At 60.1% G+C, this 15,675-nt stretch carries 12 protein-coding genes and 2 pseudogenes; 6 read left to right on the forward strand and 8 right to left on the reverse strand.

The annotated features are described in order from the left end of the window. Positions 1–98: 98 nt before the first annotated feature. Positions 99–611 carry a TIGR01841 family phasin gene (gene phaP / locus AB3X95_RS18870; protein ID WP_176122967.1) on the reverse strand — a complete coding sequence of 171 codons (513 nt, stop codon included), beginning with the start codon at positions 609–611 and terminating at the stop codon, positions 99–101. A 364-nt stretch (positions 612–975) separates the two neighbouring features. Here phaP and AB3X95_RS18875 point away from each other — a divergent pair, with 364 nt between their 5' ends. Further along, on the forward strand, positions 976–2,358 hold the full coding sequence (locus tag AB3X95_RS18875; protein ID WP_368622193.1) for a hypothetical protein: 1,383 nt from the start codon (positions 976–978) through the stop codon (positions 2,356–2,358). Positions 2,359–2,514: 156 nt separating this feature from the next. On the opposite strand, the gene rpoD is transcribed toward AB3X95_RS18875, so the two are convergent. Continuing rightward, positions 2,515–4,518, reverse strand: coding sequence for an RNA polymerase sigma factor RpoD (gene rpoD, locus AB3X95_RS18880; RefSeq protein WP_368622194.1), 2,004 nt, complete (start codon positions 4,516–4,518; stop codon positions 2,515–2,517). A 999-nt stretch (positions 4,519–5,517) separates the two neighbouring features. Here rpoD and istA point away from each other — a divergent pair. The 3 genes and pseudogenes from istA (at position 5,518) to AB3X95_RS18895 (ending at position 9,112) form a co-directional block, all read left to right on the forward strand. Beyond that, positions 5,518–7,017 (forward strand): annotated as a pseudogene (istA, locus tag AB3X95_RS18885) (IS21 family transposase). After that, positions 7,014–7,835, forward strand: a complete 822-nt coding sequence (istB, locus tag AB3X95_RS18890; RefSeq protein WP_018437600.1) for an IS21-like element helper ATPase IstB — start codon at positions 7,014–7,016, stop codon at positions 7,833–7,835. The pseudogene istA and the gene istB overlap by 4 nt, the downstream one beginning before the upstream one ends. A gap of 1,007 nt (positions 7,836–8,842) precedes the next feature. Continuing rightward, positions 8,843–9,112 carry a transposase gene (locus AB3X95_RS18895; RefSeq protein WP_368622195.1) on the forward strand — a complete coding sequence of 90 codons (270 nt, stop codon included), beginning with the start codon at positions 8,843–8,845 and terminating at the stop codon, positions 9,110–9,112. Between the two features lie 186 nt (positions 9,113–9,298). Here the strand turns inward: AB3X95_RS18895 and AB3X95_RS18900 are convergent, their stop codons facing one another. Next, positions 9,299–9,943 (reverse strand): helix-turn-helix domain-containing protein, encoded by a 645-nt coding sequence (locus tag AB3X95_RS18900; RefSeq protein ID WP_368622196.1) that lies wholly within the window; start codon positions 9,941–9,943, stop codon positions 9,299–9,301. A 191-nt stretch (positions 9,944–10,134) separates the two neighbouring features. Between AB3X95_RS18900 and AB3X95_RS18905 the strand changes: the two genes are divergently transcribed. Next, the gene (locus tag AB3X95_RS18905; RefSeq protein ID WP_368622197.1) at positions 10,135–11,379 is read left to right on the forward strand and encodes an FAD-dependent oxidoreductase; all 1,245 of its coding nucleotides are present in this window, start codon (positions 10,135–10,137) and stop codon (positions 11,377–11,379) included. Between the two features lie 42 nt (positions 11,380–11,421). Here the strand turns inward: AB3X95_RS18905 and AB3X95_RS18910 are convergent, their stop codons facing one another. Next, a complete protein-coding gene (locus AB3X95_RS18910; RefSeq protein WP_368622388.1) occupies positions 11,422–11,658 on the reverse strand; it encodes a hypothetical protein in 237 nt (78 codons plus the stop codon). Between AB3X95_RS18910 and AB3X95_RS18915 the strand changes: the two are divergent. Then, a pseudogene (locus AB3X95_RS18915) lies at positions 11,563–11,790 on the forward strand (IS6 family transposase); the annotation flags it as partial. The gene AB3X95_RS18910 and the pseudogene AB3X95_RS18915 overlap by 96 nt on opposite strands. A 75-nt stretch (positions 11,791–11,865) precedes the next feature. Here the strand turns inward: AB3X95_RS18915 and AB3X95_RS18920 are convergent. The 4 genes from AB3X95_RS18920 to AB3X95_RS18935 are packed head-to-tail and all read right to left on the reverse strand — an operon-like array spanning position 11,866 to position 15,673. Beyond that, the gene (locus AB3X95_RS18920; protein ID WP_368622198.1) at positions 11,866–12,687 is read right to left on the reverse strand and encodes an alpha/beta fold hydrolase; all 822 of its coding nucleotides are present in this window, start codon (positions 12,685–12,687) and stop codon (positions 11,866–11,868) included. A gap of 50 nt (positions 12,688–12,737) precedes the next feature. Further along, positions 12,738–13,646 (reverse strand): transporter, encoded by a 909-nt coding sequence (locus AB3X95_RS18925; RefSeq protein WP_368622199.1) that lies wholly within the window; start codon positions 13,644–13,646, stop codon positions 12,738–12,740. A gap of 49 nt (positions 13,647–13,695) precedes the next feature. Further along, positions 13,696–14,703 carry a 4-hydroxy-2-oxovalerate aldolase gene (gene dmpG, locus AB3X95_RS18930; RefSeq protein WP_368622200.1) on the reverse strand — a complete coding sequence of 336 codons (1,008 nt, stop codon included), beginning with the start codon at positions 14,701–14,703 and terminating at the stop codon, positions 13,696–13,698. 10 nt (positions 14,704–14,713) lie between these two features. Continuing rightward, the gene (locus tag AB3X95_RS18935; RefSeq protein WP_368622201.1) at positions 14,714–15,673 is read right to left on the reverse strand and encodes an acetaldehyde dehydrogenase (acetylating); all 960 of its coding nucleotides are present in this window, start codon (positions 15,671–15,673) and stop codon (positions 14,714–14,716) included. Positions 15,674–15,675: the final 2 nt, after the last annotated feature.

Raw genomic sequence — 15,675 nt, forward strand, 5'->3', positions numbered from 1 at the left:
GCGCCCGCGCCGCTCTTTCGTCTGATCCGACTTCCCCGGCCAAGCGAGGGTGGCCGCGCGTACTGCTCCGCGTCGGGCCCGCACTACTTTGACGCGCCCTATCCATCTGCCCTACCGCGCCGCCGCGCAGGAGTTTCGTCCTCGGGTTGCGAGATAATCTGCGCCGTTTCCTGCATGCTGTGTGTGGCGGGCCCCTGGTCTCCCATGAGAATCGAGGACCCGAACCCAACGGTCGCATCTTCGAGCACACCTGTCATCACGAGGAAGCCCCGGTTCACGCGTTGCTCGGCGTCATTCACGACATCCGCAAACGAGTCCAGCAGGATTTCGCTCGCATGGCGCCAGTAGGCAGCCGCTTTCGCCGACCCGGCAAGGACATAGCTCGCCTGCAGCCGCCACGCGCCCAGCGGCGACCTTTCTTCAAGCGCCTTCGATGTGACCGCAAATTGTTCGTCAATAGAAGTCTTTACTGCCGTGCGGTTCAATTCGAACAACCTTTCCGCCATATCGACAAAAAGATTAACTGCCGCGCGACCCTCGGCACTGCCCACCGCAGCCCGTTCGGTCTCGCCTCCATTACCCGGAAGTACCAGAAGCGTTTCGCTCGCCATAACTGTCTCCTCGATTGGGACGATCTGCAGGTACCGGTCGCAAAGGACCGGCGCGAAAATGATGCAGCCTAGCCCGCCGCAAAGACCGTTCCCGCCGACCGGTGCTCGAGCTGTTTCGCACGAAAATGTGCTGGCGTGCGTCGAGCAGAAACGAGGGGTAGCCGGCATCAGTCACATCCGCGAACGCAATATTGGCGTCGCATGACAAGCCGCGGCCAATGATAGATTCGGGCTCTTCATCATTCGTGCGCCGCGTGGGGGTATTTCTCGCTAGATGGACAGGCTAACGCATCGGATGTTCGAAATTTACCCTCGTCTATAATTCACGAGCCAGAACATCAATGATCGCACGGAGCCCAATTTTATGAGTCAACCCCGCGGACGACATGCGGGACCTCGGGACAGCGGCCAGCGCCAACCTCGTCACGTGAAAAAGTCACCGCCCAACAGGCAGGGACAACCGTACGTGAAGGCACCGCCTCGAGACTCCACTCAGACTGCGTCGATTTTCAAAACACGATCATTTCAGTTTCTCGTCGATGCCGTGGGCGCAGAGAATATCGCGCTCGGACTCGACTCGAACATGACGCGAGTGGCCGAACTGATGAAGGGCGAAAGATTCACGCCCGAGACCGCCTTTCATATGGAAACCACACTGGGGCTGCCCCACGGTTTCTTTGACCAGCCCCATCCTGCGCTCGCCCCCGAGACCATCGCCCGCCTGAAGTCACCGCTCGACTTGGTCAAATCAGACGACGAGCCCGAGGTTGCGTCTGAAACGCCCGTACCGGCTTCCGCCCCGAAGGGCGGCCAACAACCCATGCTGGAAGATAACCGGTCCGAGGAAACGGAAATGCCAAAGAAAGCAACGGGCGGGTCGCCGGTGACCGTCAAAAAGAGTCGAAGCCAGATGCCCAGAACGACTGGCGCCCATGCGCCAGGAAAAGCTTCATCTTCGAAGTCCAGAGCCTCTTCGGAAGCGACCCGGCAGCACCCGCTGGCGCTAGACGACAGCGCTACGGTCGAAAACATTCGACGGCAGAACCTCCACGTCCTTACGGGTCGCAACGGATCCAAAGCGCGACTTGGTGTCGTTCTATCCATGACCAAGTCAAACATGGCACATCGGCTATATGGCAAGAAGCGCATGGACGATGTCGAGGCGAACCGTTTCACGGAGCGACTTGGTTTGCCGACTGGCTGGTTGGACTCGCCGCGCTCGGAAGCGGAGATTCCCGAGTCGGTGTCACGGCTGCTCACTCCTGCTTCGCGCGGACGTGCGTCCGCGGATCAACACGAGCCGATTGCGGCCACCGCGAACGACGATGCGTCAGGAAGACCCGTAAATTCGAAGGTGCACACGCGGCGCGCGCGGACGGGCGTGCCGGTCGAGCCAGAAAGCGCCTCGCCTGCTTCAGCGGATGTCGGAGAAGCGACAGAGGCAATCGTCGTCAGCCAGCAAGATCACATAAGCGGTGCCTCAGCCGAGGCCGCCGGTCGCTCCTCTGAAGGCAGTGATGGCAAGCTGCCGGCGGTCACACCGCCCACCGCAGAATTGCTTCCAGCCGCTGCAATCCCGCAGCCAAACCCCGTGTCGCTCCCCGCTTCCATCACCAGCCTGGACAACCTTGTCGGTATCGCGCCAATCGCGGAAGCGTTGATCAAGACGCTGGCAGGTAAGGCACGCACGGGTCGACTGGACGAATTGAAGGCTCTGGAACTTCTGCAGCAGGCAGTCCTGCTGTGAGTCGGCGGTAGCGTGCGACGATCCGCTGTCCGATGAGGCGTGAAGCGCATTGAGCCGTCCGGGCCCGGTGCGCTCCACAACGGCCTATGCGGTCGACGATCGGGAGCGCCTGCCGTCCCTGAAACAGCGCAACCCGCTTATGCACGAGTCTACGCGTTAATGGTCGAGAAATGGCCGAAGCCTGGCGGCGCGACTCGGGTCCATCAGTTTTCGCATTGCCTTGCTTTCGATCTGCCGGATGCGTTCGCGCGTCAGGTCGAACTGTTTGCCCAGCTCCTCGAGCGTATGGTCAGTCGATGTATCGATCCCGAAACGCATCCGCAACACCTTCGCTTCACGCGGCGACAATGCATCGAGCGCCTCATCGATTGCGACGCGCAGGTTCGCCTGCACGGCCGCATCTGCGGGCGATGCCGCCATCGGATCTTCGATCATATCGCCAAGTGTCGCGTCGGCATCCTCACCCACTGGCGTCTCGAGCGATACGGGTTGCCTCGCGACCTTCAACATGCCGCGAACCTTCTCTTCCGGCAGTTCCATGCGCTGCGCCAACGCGGCAGGATGAGCCTCGCGTCCGGTTTGCTGCAGGATCTCGCGGGAAATCCGGTTCAGCTTGTTGATCGACTCGATCATGTGCACCGGCACCCGGATCGTGCGGGCCTGATCCGCAAGTGAACGCGTCACTGCCTGACGCACCCACCATGTTGCGTAGGTTGAAAACTTCCAGCCGCGTCGATATTCGAATTTGTCGACGGCTTTCATCAGGCCGATATTTCCTTCCTGGATGAGATCCAGAAAGTGCATGCCCCGGTTCAGGTATTTTTTCGCAATGGAGATCACGAGCCGCAGGTTGGCCTCGATCATCTCGCGCTTTGCCTGCCGCATCTTTGACTCAGCCGCCATCATCTGCCGGTTGATTTTCTTCAGCTGCTGCAACGACAGTCCGACCTTCGCTTCGATATCGAGAAGCTTCTGCTGTTCGGCCTGAATTGCCGGCAGACTACGTTCGAGCGCGTCGCCGTACGCGCGCGACGACGCCGCCGTGTTTTCAGTCCACGTGAGATCAGTTTCTTGTCCAGGAAACGACGCGACGAATTTCTCGCGCGGCATGCCGCACCGGTCAACGGCAATTTGCAGGATATGCCGCTCGACCGCACGCACCTGTGCGACCTGCTGTTGCACGTCGGTACATAGCCGGTCGATGGTTCGCGCCGTAAAGCGAATGGGCGCCAGCTCGCGCTGGATAGCTTCGCACAGGTGAGCGTGGGTCACGCGCCCCTTACCCTGCGCAGCACAGGAACCAGAAATCTGCTCGAACAGTTCGCGCACTCGTGCAAAAATAGCGAGGCTGTCGCTCGTGAGCTGTTTCAGACGCGCTTCGTTCGCCCTCGCCGTGTCCCGCTCTTCGAACTCGCTGTCCTCATCGCCCTCGTCGCTCCCGGCGTCGTCACCATCAGCGATGGTCTGCTCGATGTCCGGCGTTTCAGCCCGGTCCGACGAGGACAGTTCGACCGATTCGGTTTCCTCATTGATGCCATCAACCAGTTCGTCGATGCGCAGCTCACCGGCTTCAACCTGCTTCGCGCTCAGAAGGATCGCGGAGATGGTCGCCGGGCAGGCCGCAATCGCCTGGACCATTTCGTGGAGGCCGTCTTCAATGCGCTTCGCAATCTCAACCTCGCCCGCGCGAGTCAACAATCCGGTTGCGCCCATTTCACGCATGTACATCCGGACGGGATCGGTCGTGCGCCCGAATTCCGAATCAACGGTAGAAAGCGCGACCTCGGCCTCCTCGTCGGCCTGGTCATCCGACATGGCTGCCGGCGCCGCGTCGTTCAAAAGCAGCGCCTCCGCTGAAGGTGCCTGCTCGTAGACTGCTACGCCCATGTCATTGAAGGTGCTGACAATGGTTTCAATGGCAGCGGTCTGCGCGAAGTTGTCCGGCAGATGATCGTTGATTTCGGCATGGGTCAGGTAGCCGCGCTCCTTGCCGAGCTGGATGAGTGCCCGCATCTGGCGCTGCTGCTCATCGTCCCGCGACACTGTATCCACCGGCAGCAGGTTTGTGACAGCCTTGCCCCTCGATGCGCGCCGGGCCGACGCGGTCGGTGCGGATGCAGCTATGTCCGGACGTGAATTGCTGCGATCAACGTTTGCCATACATTCTCCTGGACGGGTTTGCCAACGAGCGCGAGGCCAAGGCGCCGAGGCCACAGTGGGCAAGCCATGCATATTCCACGGCTAAAGACGGCACGAATTGTGGGATCGCAACGGGCAATGAACGCGGCCCGCCGATACGTGCGGGCGCTTGGGAAGCGCAAGACTGGGCGCAATGACAACCAAGCTGACAATGTAACACAAATTGCTGCAATGCACCAATTCACCAAGAGGAACGAAGCATCCGTGTGACGAGAAAATTGCCAGCGGTATCCTCGCCGAGGCGACGCCGGTGACGCTGCGGGTCGATATTCCCACGAAGCGCGAAAGGACGGTGACCCTGAGCACGAAGGCAACGACTGGCAGTGAGATCTTGGAGCCACGATGGGACGATGATGCTAATTGCATTGGCAGCGGTAACTTGCGCCTGCGCACGCGGTGGGCATAGACGCAAATCCACTCCGCGAACCCGGATTGCATCGTCCCCTCGAAGGAATTGGCCGCTTGGCGCTTCTGTACGCTTATCTGCGTTGTCCGCTTTTAACGTACAGCCTCCAATAAACGTACGCGCTAACGCCTTCCTTTGGAGGAAACTTTCTCTCAGCTTCCCGTCGCAGGACCCTTGGGCAGCGTACTGGTCCACTCGACAATCGTTGGCAGCAGCGACAAAGCGCCTACCCGGATGCTAGGTTTATGCGGCGCGCAGCCGGCCGTGTGACGAGGTCGCCCCGACTCGCGTAAACAAGCGGCAAGCATGGTCTGGACAATTCTTACGTCCTGCATTGTCTTTGGCGAGTGCCGGTATCGAGACATCGAACCGGCAACACGAGAGGAGGCGCAGGCTGGGCGCCGACAATTATCTTGTCCGGTCGATTGACGATTGTGTTGGCCGGTGGTGCGGAGTCGGAGGCGGCGTAGCCGCCGGAGACGACGCACCACCGGCGGCGCCGGGATGATGGGGTCATAGGATGGCTGATCGCGTTCAAGAAGAAGCGAACAGCCATGTCCGGAACCCGAATCACGGCCCAGCAGGGTCCGCCTCTATATGAGCAAGCGCAAACATCACACTCAGGAAGTCGCTGCTGCCAAGTCGGGCATGAGTTCGCGCACGGCACGGCGAATCGAACGCGATGGCCGGTTACCGTCGCAGAAGCCGCATCGCGATTGGCGCACTCGCCCCGATCCATTTGCCGAGGTCTGGGAGAGTGAAGTGCTGCCTCTGCTGCGCAGCGCCCCCGGGCTGAGGGCCATCACGCTGCTGGGCAAACTGCAGGAGACGCATCCGGGCGAGTTTCCTGACAGCATGCGGCGTACGCTGGAGCGACGCGTTAGCCAGTGGCGTGCCCTTGAGGGACCAGGCAAGGAAGTCTTCTTTCCCCAAGAGCATCTGCCTGGCGCACAGGGGCTTTCGGACTTCACCGATATGGGCGGCCTCGGCATCACGATCACCGGCGTGCCGTTCGCCCACCGGCTGTACCACTTTGTGCTCGCGTTCTCGCACTGGGAATACGCCTGTGTCGTCGATGGGGGCGAGAGCTTTGAAGCGCTCTCCCAAGGCTTGCAGAATGCGTTGTGGCAGGCCGGCGGATGCCCACGGGAACACCGCACCGACAGTCTGTCGGCGGCGTTCAAGAATCTGCAGGAACAGGACGACTTCACGGTCCGCTATACCGCGCTGCTCGAGCATTACGGCATGGTCGGCACGCGCAACAACCGCGGCCGGGGCCACGAGAACGGCAGCGTGGAGTCATCGCATCGTCACCTGAAGGAGGCAATCGATCAGGCGTTGATGCTGCGCGGTCATCGCGACTTTGCCGAGCGTGCTGCCTATGACGGGTTCGTTCGCGAAGTCGTCATGCGCCGCAACCGGCGCAATGCTGCTGGATTCAACGTTGAGCGCGAGCATCTGCACGATCTGCCCGAGCGTCGCACGACCGACTTCGTCGAGGAAGAAGCGCGCGTTACCCGCTGTGGCACCTTTACCGTGCGCGGAATCCTCTACAGCGCACCATCGCGCCTGATCGGCCACCGCCTGCGGGTACGGCTCTATAACGACCGACTCGACTGCTATCTGTCCGGCCCACTGGTGCACAGCACCCAACGGGGCTCGCGTGTGCCCTACGGCCGCGGCCGCGCCCTCGACTACCGACACTTCATCGATGCACTCAAACGTAAGCCTCAGGCCTTCAGGGGCCTGGCGTTTCGCGACGACCTGTTTCCGCGCGAAGCGTATCGCCGCGCCTGGGAGCAGCTTGAGGCGAGACTGGCACAACGCGAAGCCTGCAAGCTCATGGTCGGCTACTTGAGCTGGCCGCGCATCACGGCGTCGAGGCAATCCTGGCCGAACGGCTCGATGCATTGCTCGCTGCAGGCAAGTTGCCCGATCTGGAGCAACTGCGTCACGAATTCGCACCGCGCCAGCCCCAGTGTCCTGAAGTGGTGGTTGAGACGCCATCGGCGGCACTCTACGACACGCTGCTCGATGACGAGGTACCGGTATGAACACCGCTGCTACCTACGATGCCGCCCGTCTGGGGTTGATGCTCAATGAGCTGCGGCTGCCGACCATCGGCCGGCTGTGGCCTGAATTTGCCCAGCGTTCCGACAAGGAAGGCTGGCAGGCCACGCGGCTACTTGGTGCACTGCTCGAACACGAACTCGCCGAGCGCGTGAAACGGCGCATTGAGCGGCACCGCATCGAATCGCATCTGGATCCGACCAAGACGCTCGATACCTTCAACTTCAGCATGGTGCCGATGGTCTCGAAGGCGCACGTCATGGCGCTGGCCAGCGGCGATTCGTGGCTGGAGAAAGGGGCCACGATCCTGTTGTTCGGGCCGCCCGGCGGCGGCAAGACACATCTGGGTTCGGCCATCGGCCACGCTCTGATCGACGCCGGTTACCGGGTGCTGTTCACCCGCACCAGCGAATTCGTGCAGAAGCTACAGGTTGCACGCCAGAGCCTGCAGTTGCCGTCGATGCTCGCGAAGCTCGACCATTTCGATCTGATCATCCTCGACGACCTCTCATACGTCCGTAAGGATCAGGCCGAAACCAGCGTGCTGTTCGAACTGATCGCCGAGAGATATGAGCGACGCAGCCTTCTGATCACAGCCAACCAGCCGTTCTCCGGCTGGAATGATGTCTTCCCCGACCCGGCCATGACAGTGGCCGCCATCGATCGCCTGGTCCATCACTCGACGATCTTCGAACTGAACGTCGAGAGCTATCGGCGTCGGAACGCCACCGACAACAAGGCTGCACGGCGGCGTCAACTACCGGATCCCGAGCCACAAGGAGCGACAACTATGACCTCTTGAACACCGACAATTACCCCCGCTGACCGGACAAGATAATTGTCGTTCGGCCGGACTTCATGCTTGACGCTCTACAGGCAGCAGCGACAAAGCGCCTACCCGGATGCTAGGTTTATGCGGCGCGCAGCCGGGCGTGTGACGAGGTCGCCCCCACTCGCGTAAACAAGCGGCAAGCATGGTCTGGACAATTCTTACGCCCTGCATTGTCTTTGGCGAGTGCCGGTATCGAGGCATCGAACCGGCAACACGAGAGGAGGCGCAGGCCGTGGCATTAACGGCGGAGTCGGCTTTCGCGTATCTCTGTTGCACCTTTCCAAGTTGGGAGCCTGTCTTCAGCGACAGGAATGGGCCGTGAGCATTTCCGGCGCGAGCGCTACTTCTTTTCACGGATTGGCGTCGACCCATTCCCGAGCCCATGAAATGCCGGCGGCCGTCGCATCTGCTTCCGTATGAAAAAGCTGAAGCACGCCGCTGGTGCCAGCAAGTCGCCCTGTACGCAGCACAGTCCCCCTGGCAGCAAAAACCCCACCCTCATGGATAGAGTGCCCGTAGATTGCGTAACCCTTGTAAATCTCTGCTTCCATCGCGTTCGTCAGGGGTGGCGCTTCATGGCGTCTGCTGGTGTCGGCGGCGACTCGGACGAAAGTCCACCAGGGCGCGAACGTTCAACGTTGAAAAGAATCCTCAGGCGCTCGAGTGCTACCAGATTCGAGCGGGTCTCGTCGCGCCAAGCCCGCTGAACTGAACCGCCCCGGGATTTGTGGAGACTCCAACTCTTGAGAGTGATTGATCGGGGTTTTGCCCGACCCCGAAGGGATTAAGCGCACGACCGCTTCAGGTGGACCTGGCAAGGAATGCGATCACGAAGCAGCGGTCGCCGACGTCGACCCATTTCTGGTGCACTGAGCCCGTTTGAGAGTTGGACCCGCAACCCTGCGAATATCCCGAATTGTGCCCGAGTGCTCGTATCGCCCTGCCGGAGCACGCTTACCGGAATCCGGTAACGAGGGTTGTCGACGCTGACATTCTTTCAGGAGGGCAGCACGCGGGTACTCTATCCGCGCTGTGCCGGACTGGACATACATAAGGACGTCATCGTCGCATGCGTCCGTTGTGTGTCTGCGCCAGAGTGTCATGAAGTGCAGAGCTTCTGCAGTTCCACGAAGGGACTGCTAGCGCTGTCGGACTGGCTCGCTACGCATGGCTGTTCGCATGTGACCATGACAGCCACTGGCGTTTACTGGAAACCTGCGTGGCACGTTCTCAAGGACTCCTTCTAACTTGTACTGGGCAACGCTGCGCAAAGCCGTAAGACCGGCTGCATTCGACGAACATTTTGCGCATACGCAAAGTTAGTGTAATCCCCGATGTCAGGAGCGATATCAGCGTGTTGCGGATGCGCAAATTCTAGTTCTGTACCGATGGCGGGCAGGATGGGCGTCGTCGCTGCAGCGCGTGAGAGCGGGTCAGTCCAGGGCTACCCTCGGATGCCCCTGCCGCGCGAACGCGATTTGGTCACTTTCGTTGGTAATTGCCCCGACGACTTTCGCCAATTGCTTGCTGACGGTGACGTAAGCGTGACCGATTCGGCTGTTGAAATAAAGGCTGTCGCCCTTGTTTAGGCGCACCTTTTCGCCCGTCTCGAAATAGACCTCAATTTCGCCGGTCACGACATACACGAATTCATGACCGATGTGGCGCGCATAGTCTGGCTCCCCGTTGAACTCCCTGGCGTGGATTGTTCCCAACACCGGCTCGAAGGGCTTGCCGGTAACACCCGCCGCCAGAAATTCGTAGGTGAATGAGAGCCCTTTGTACGCTAAACCCTCTCCGCTTCGAGTGACCACCGGCCCCGTCGCGCGACCGGTCTCATCTTGGTCCTTCGAAACGAGCGCGCTCAAGTCAACATCGAGGGCCAGCCCTAGCGCCGCTAGATTCTCATAGCCGAGCGCTAACTGACCTCGCTCGGCCCGCGAAATTGTCGTGATGGACACCCCGCTTTTTTCCCCCAGTTGCTGCAGGGTCCAGCCAAGCCTTTTGCGCGCCGTCCGCAACCGCTTGCCCAGTTCATCGGGCGCCAGCCCTCCGTGCCCTTCGGATTTGCTATTCAACGCTGTTGCCACAGAAAACCCTCATAACGAAGCCCGCCTTTCGTCCCGTCGTTCAGACGGAAGTTTCTTCCGAAGAAAACATGCTTTGCGAATTTGCGAATACGCAAAATATGCTATCTTGTCCGCGAATGCCACCTGGAGCTGCTAATTTCGTTGACGCAAGTATACGTTTTATCGGGAGTCCATTCACCATGCGAATTGTGGTTGTTGGCGCGGGTATTGCGGGCGCCGTAACTGCTCTGGTTCTAAGCCGGGAAGGACATGACATTCTCCTGCTCGAGAGCGCAGGAGGTGCATCAACAGGTGCCAGTCACGCCAACGCTGGACTGATTTCGCCCGGACATTGCTTTAGCTGGGCCGAACCAGGCGTCGTGGGGATAGCGGTTAGAGCAGCGCTCGGCGCCGGCGACGGCATTGGCATCTGCCAGCCGTTGAGCCCATCACTCCTTAAATGGAGTTACTTGTTCAGCCGACAAAGCACGCGAGGACGCTGGTTCGCCAATTCTCGAGCTGCGCTGGCCCTTTCGGCGTATTCGCGGGACGAACTTTTCGCTCAAGTCAACATCCCTCTTGCTACCTACGGGGGGCGACATGACGGCATCCTGTACCTCTACGGAGCCGGTACGGCTCCCGGCTCACATGACGCAGAATTGCTGAACGAAGCCAGTGAACCCTTCCGTTCCCTCAACGCGGATGAAGTGCTCGCGTGTGAGCCAGTCCTGAAACAGTCCCGCTTGCAGTTCCCAAAAGCAGCGTTTAGCCCGAACGATGGAACTGGTGACGCGGCGCAGTTTGCTGCAGCTGCACTTCAAGAGGCAATTGCACTCGGCGCCAAGGTCCATTTCTCCGAGAGCGTCGAAAATTTTGAAGTATCGGGAAAACGCATCAAGGCGGTGGTCACCGAAAAACAGCGCTACGAGGTCGACGGTGTGGTCGTCTCCGCGGGACTCGCGTCCAGCACGTTGCTCCGGCCTATCGGCTACCGCCTCCCCATCCACGCGGTCTCTGGATACTCCGTCACTTACGCGGGAAAGTTCGAGCGCCTTCCTCGGGTGGGCGCGGTTTCAATTCCGCACAAAATTGCCTGGACTTCATTCAACGGTGACCGCGTCAGATTCACTGGCTTCGCTGACATCGGCATCCCGAATCCGAAACGGGTTTCTAAGAGATTTGCTGACCTGAAGCGGTTTGCGTCAGACATCATGCCCGAAGTTGCGAACTACCAACCGCTCGAATGGGTAGGCCAACGTCCTATGACGCCCGACAACCTTCCGTTTCTCGGCAGTAGCAATCACGAGAATCTCTGGCTCAACTGCGGCCATGGGGCGATGGGATGGACGATGTCCTTCGGTTCTGCACGTGTCATTTCCGACTTGGTTGGCGGGAAGACACCCAGAGTCAATACGATGCCCTACCGCTGGGACCGATTCTGCTAACGAAGCAATGCCTTCGCTTTCAGTAACAATTTCTCAACGCTCCTAATTCAACTCATATGGGCTGTGGTGCAAATAGCGATCAACGAATCGGTTAGAGTGGCGGGTTGACCAATTTGACAGCCCGCGATGAGCAAACGGAAGAATCTGGACAGCCTGTTTGCGGGTCGTCACTTCGACCGCGACGTGAGTATTCTTTGTGTGCGCTGGTATCTGCGGTACAAACTCAGCCTGCGCGATCTCGTCGAGATGATGGCCGAGCGAGGGCTGTTGCTTGCTCACACGACGATCCTGCGTTGGGTGCGACGCTATACGCCCGAGTTCGTCAAGCGCTGGAACCGTTTCGCCACGCCTGCGGGACGGTCGTGGCGGGTTAACGAGACGTATCTGAAGGTCCGAGGTACATGGGTTTACATCGATAACGTATCCATATCTACAAGATGCATCTTGCGCGCGCCACCTATTTGCACCAAATCCCTCTATCGAGCATCAAAGAAAATCATCGACGAGGCGATTGAACGCGTCGCCATGTTCTATTTGTGTCCAATGCCCGCACTGTCCGAATACGTGCAATTGCGAAGGCCCGATTAGCTGATTGAGCCGCAGCGAGTTCTCTAGCGGAATGACATGGTCCTCGCGTCCATGCACGATCAGCGTTGGATGCCGAATGCGGCGCAGCGCGTCTTCGTCGCATGCAAGCGCATCGATCCAGCGCTGGCGCGGCGCAGGAAACATCGACGCGAACGACGCCTGATACCCGGGCCGCACACTCGCGCGATACCGCGATTCGACAAGCTCGGGCGTAATACGCGAACGGTCGAAGGCAAAGATATCCATGATGCTGCGCATGTTCTCGACGGAAGGCTCATAGCCCCATACCGCATCGAGCCCATGAGTCAATTCGAACTTCACGCCCGCCGCCCCCATCAGCACCAGTTTGCGCACACGGTGTGGATGGCGCACCGCCATCGCAAGCCCTAATGCGCCGCCAAATGAATTGCCGATCAGATCGGTTTGTTCGATCTCCAGCGCGTCCAGCAAGCCAATCAGATGCGCAATCCAGAAGTCCATGTCGTAGCGCACGCCCGCGCGCCGCTCCGTATAGCCGAAGCCCGCCATGTCGGGCGCGATGACACGCCGAGTGCGCGCGAGCGCGGGCATTGTAAGGCGCCAGTTCGCCCATGCTGTGACGCCCGGCCCTGAACCGTGTATGAGCAGCACAGGGCTGCCACTGCCGAGGTCATGATAGTTCGTATCGAGGCCTGCTGCCTGAATGCGCTGGCCAAGTTCCGAATCGTTCTGCTGTGTCATGTCAATAGGCTCCATCTCAGCCGCGCACGAGCGACGGCCACTTCTCGACATCAGAAAGGAATCACCGCGCGCGCCCAGACCGCTTCACCCGAAGGGCGATTGCGCACCAACAGTTCTTTCACGACGCGAACGTCGATGCTGCCCTTCTCGAATTCATAGCGAAAGCCAGGACCGATCGCAAAGACCTGCCCGCGAAATCCATCGCCATTCACGGGCTGTCCGTTCTGCACGTCGTTAGTGGTCTGCTTGACGAAATAGCCTGCAACGCCGATACGCGCCGACGTCGTCACCGCATAGCTCGCGCCATAGTCGAAGTGAAACAGTTGTCCCGAGTGATAATTGGTGGCTGTGTTCGTCGTGTTGAAGCTATACGTGAACTTCGCCGACATTTCGAACCCCGGATACGGAAACCAGCTCACGCCGAAAACAGGCCGAATCGTGTAGTAGTTCTTGCCCGTATTCAACGGCGAATTCCTGTCGTACTGTCCCGTAGGAAAAACGAATTCGAGCGCGGCTACTGTGCGCAACCATCCACTGCCCCATGCAATCATCGCGGGGCTTGCGATCAGGTCGCCGAGATTGGTCCGGTCGAAAGACGAACCGCCTGCATCCAGCGAGAGACGCTCCATCGGCAGCAATGCGTACGCGCCATACCGGCCGCCGAGCACCGACAGGTTCGACATATAGATCAGACGCGGAATCAGCACATCGGCGTCGAGCTTGAATCCGGGTATCGAACTGTTGCCGTGCGAATCGTTGAACTGACTCGCGTGATAGTGCGTGTAGTACAGCAGGCCGTAGAACCCTGCGGGCGGCAGTGCGCCCGCAAAGAAGCCTTCTGCACCTTCTCCGATCGTGTCGCTGCCGCCTTCCGTGGCCCGCGCGCTCGCGCAGAACATCGCGGTTGCGCACGCGCAGGCAAGCAGCGTCCCTCGCCTGACGGCGATTCGAAATTTCATTGACGTCTCCGGGTATTTGTTCTGATGAGAAATACAGCGCTTTAGCGCATCACTTCACGAGGTCGAGCGCGACGTCGACGATCATGTCCTCCTGTCCGCCAACCATGCGGCGGCGTCCAAGTTCGACGAGAATGTCGACCGTCTTCAGGCCGTATTTCGCAGCGGCCGCTTCGGCGTGACGCAGAAAGCTCGAATAGACGCCTGCGTAACCGAGCGCAAGCGTTTCGCGATCGACGCGCACAGGGCGGTCCTGAAGCGGCCGCACGATATCGTCGGCGGCATCGAGCAGGCCGTACACATCGCAGCCGTGATTCCAGCCGAGCCGGTCGGCAGCCGCGATGAACACTTCGAGCGGCGCATTGCCCGCGCCCGCGCCCATCCCAGCGAGGCTCGCGTCGATGCGGTCACAACCTTCCTCGACGGCAACGATCGAATTCGCGACGCCCAATGACAGATTGTGGTGCGCGTGAATGCCCGTTTGCGTGTTCGCATCCAGCACATCCTTGAATGCGCGGAAGCGTTCACGCACGGCCTCCATCGACAACGCGCCGCCCGAATCGACCACATACACACACGTCGCGCCAAATCCCTCCATCAGCTTTGCCTGCTGCGCGAGCGCCTGTGGCGTCGTCATGTGGCTCATCATCAGAAAGCCGACGGTGTCCATGCCGAGTTCGCGCGCGTATTCGATGTGCTGCTTCGACACGTCGGCTTCCGTGCAATGCGTCGCAACACGAACGACGCGCGCGCCTGCATCGTAGGCATTGCGCAGATCGTGCACGGTGCCAACGCCGGGCAGCAGCAGCGTCGCGATCTTCGCGTGCGCTACGGTTTCCGCCGCGGCGGCAATCCATTCGATATCGCTATGCGCGCCGAACCCGTAGTTGAAGCTCGAACCCGACAGACCGTCGCCGTGCGCGACTTCAATCGAATCGACGTGCGCATCGTCGAGTGCCTTCGCAATCGTTTTCACATTCGCGATGCTGTACTGATGACGGATAGCATGGCTGCCATCGCGTAGCGTCACATCGGAGATATAGAGGTTGCGATCGTTCATCTCGTGCCTCTCACACGGCGAGCGGCGCGAGCCGCGTCTCAGCGATACGTTCGGCGCACGCAAGAGCCGCCGACGTCATGATGTCCAGATTGCCAGCGTACGCAGGCAGGTAGTGCGCCGCGCCTTCCACTTCGAGAAAGATCGACGTCTTCAGGCCCGTCATCCAGCCAAGCCCCGGCACCTTGAGCGGATTGCGCTCGTCGAACACATCGAACTGCACGCGCTGCTTGAGCCGGTAGCCAGGCACGTAACGCTGCACGCGCGCGGCCATTTCATTAACGCTCGCTTCGATTGCATCGCGATCGGCGGGATCGGATAGCGTGAAGACGGTGTCGCGCATCATCAGCGGCGGTTCAGCGGGGTTCAGGATGATGATCGCCTTGCCGCGCGTCGCGCCGCCCAGCACTTCTATTGCTTTCGAGGTCGTCTCCGTGAACTCGTCGATGTTCGCGCGCGTGCCGGGTCCTGCCGAGCGGCTCGAAATCGATGCGACGATCTCCGCGTAGTGCACCTTTGCGACATTCGATACCGCCTTCACCATCGGAATGGTTGCCTGTCCGCCGCACGTGACCATGTTGATGTTCGGTGCGTCGAGCTCGGCGTCGAGGTTGATGGCAGGAATCACATAAGGGCCGATTGCTGCGGGCGTCAGGTCGACCACCTTGAGGGCGTGCGCCTGCAACACTTCGTTATGCCGCCCGTGCGCGCCCGCAGATGTCGCATCGAAAGCAATGCGAATGTCGCTGAAGCCCGGCAACGCCAGTAAACCGTCGATACCGCCCGCCGTCGTCGCCACGCCGAGCCGTTGCGCGCGTGCAAGGCCATCCGATTGCGGATCGATGCCGACGACCGCGCCCATCGCGACGTGCCGCCCGTGGCGCAAGATCTTGATCATCAGGTCAGTGCCGATGTTGCCGGAGCCGATGATGGCCGCCTTTAGCGGCCCGTTATCGTTTGACAAGGTTGTCATGT

Source organism: Paraburkholderia sp. BR13444 (assembly GCF_040948755.1).
GTDB classification, from domain to species: domain Bacteria; phylum Pseudomonadota; class Gammaproteobacteria; order Burkholderiales; family Burkholderiaceae; genus Paraburkholderia; species Paraburkholderia youngii.

Bases quoted from the DNA above. Each gene is read 5' to 3' on its own strand.
- phaP (WP_176122967.1), bottom strand. From the start codon at position 611: ATGGCGAGCGAAACGCTTCTGGTACTTCCGGGTAATGGAGGCGAGACC.
- AB3X95_RS18875 (WP_368622193.1), top strand. From the start codon at position 976: ATGAGTCAACCCCGCGGACGACATGCGGGACCTCGGGACAGCGGCCAG.
- rpoD (WP_368622194.1), bottom strand. From the start codon at position 4,518: ATGGCAAACGTTGATCGCAGCAATTCACGTCCGGACATAGCTGCATCC.
- istB (WP_018437600.1), top strand. From the start codon at position 7,014: ATGAACACCGCTGCTACCTACGATGCCGCCCGTCTGGGGTTGATGCTC.
- AB3X95_RS18905 (WP_368622197.1), top strand. From the start codon at position 10,135: ATGCGAATTGTGGTTGTTGGCGCGGGTATTGCGGGCGCCGTAACTGCT.
- AB3X95_RS18920 (WP_368622198.1), bottom strand. From the start codon at position 12,687: ATGACACAGCAGAACGATTCGGAACTTGGCCAGCGCATTCAGGCAGCA.
- AB3X95_RS18925 (WP_368622199.1), bottom strand. From the start codon at position 13,646: ATGAAATTTCGAATCGCCGTCAGGCGAGGGACGCTGCTTGCCTGCGCG.
- dmpG (WP_368622200.1), bottom strand. From the start codon at position 14,703: ATGAACGATCGCAACCTCTATATCTCCGATGTGACGCTACGCGATGGC.
- AB3X95_RS18935 (WP_368622201.1), bottom strand. From the start codon at position 15,673: ATGACAACCTTGTCAAACGATAACGGGCCGCTAAAGGCGGCCATCATC.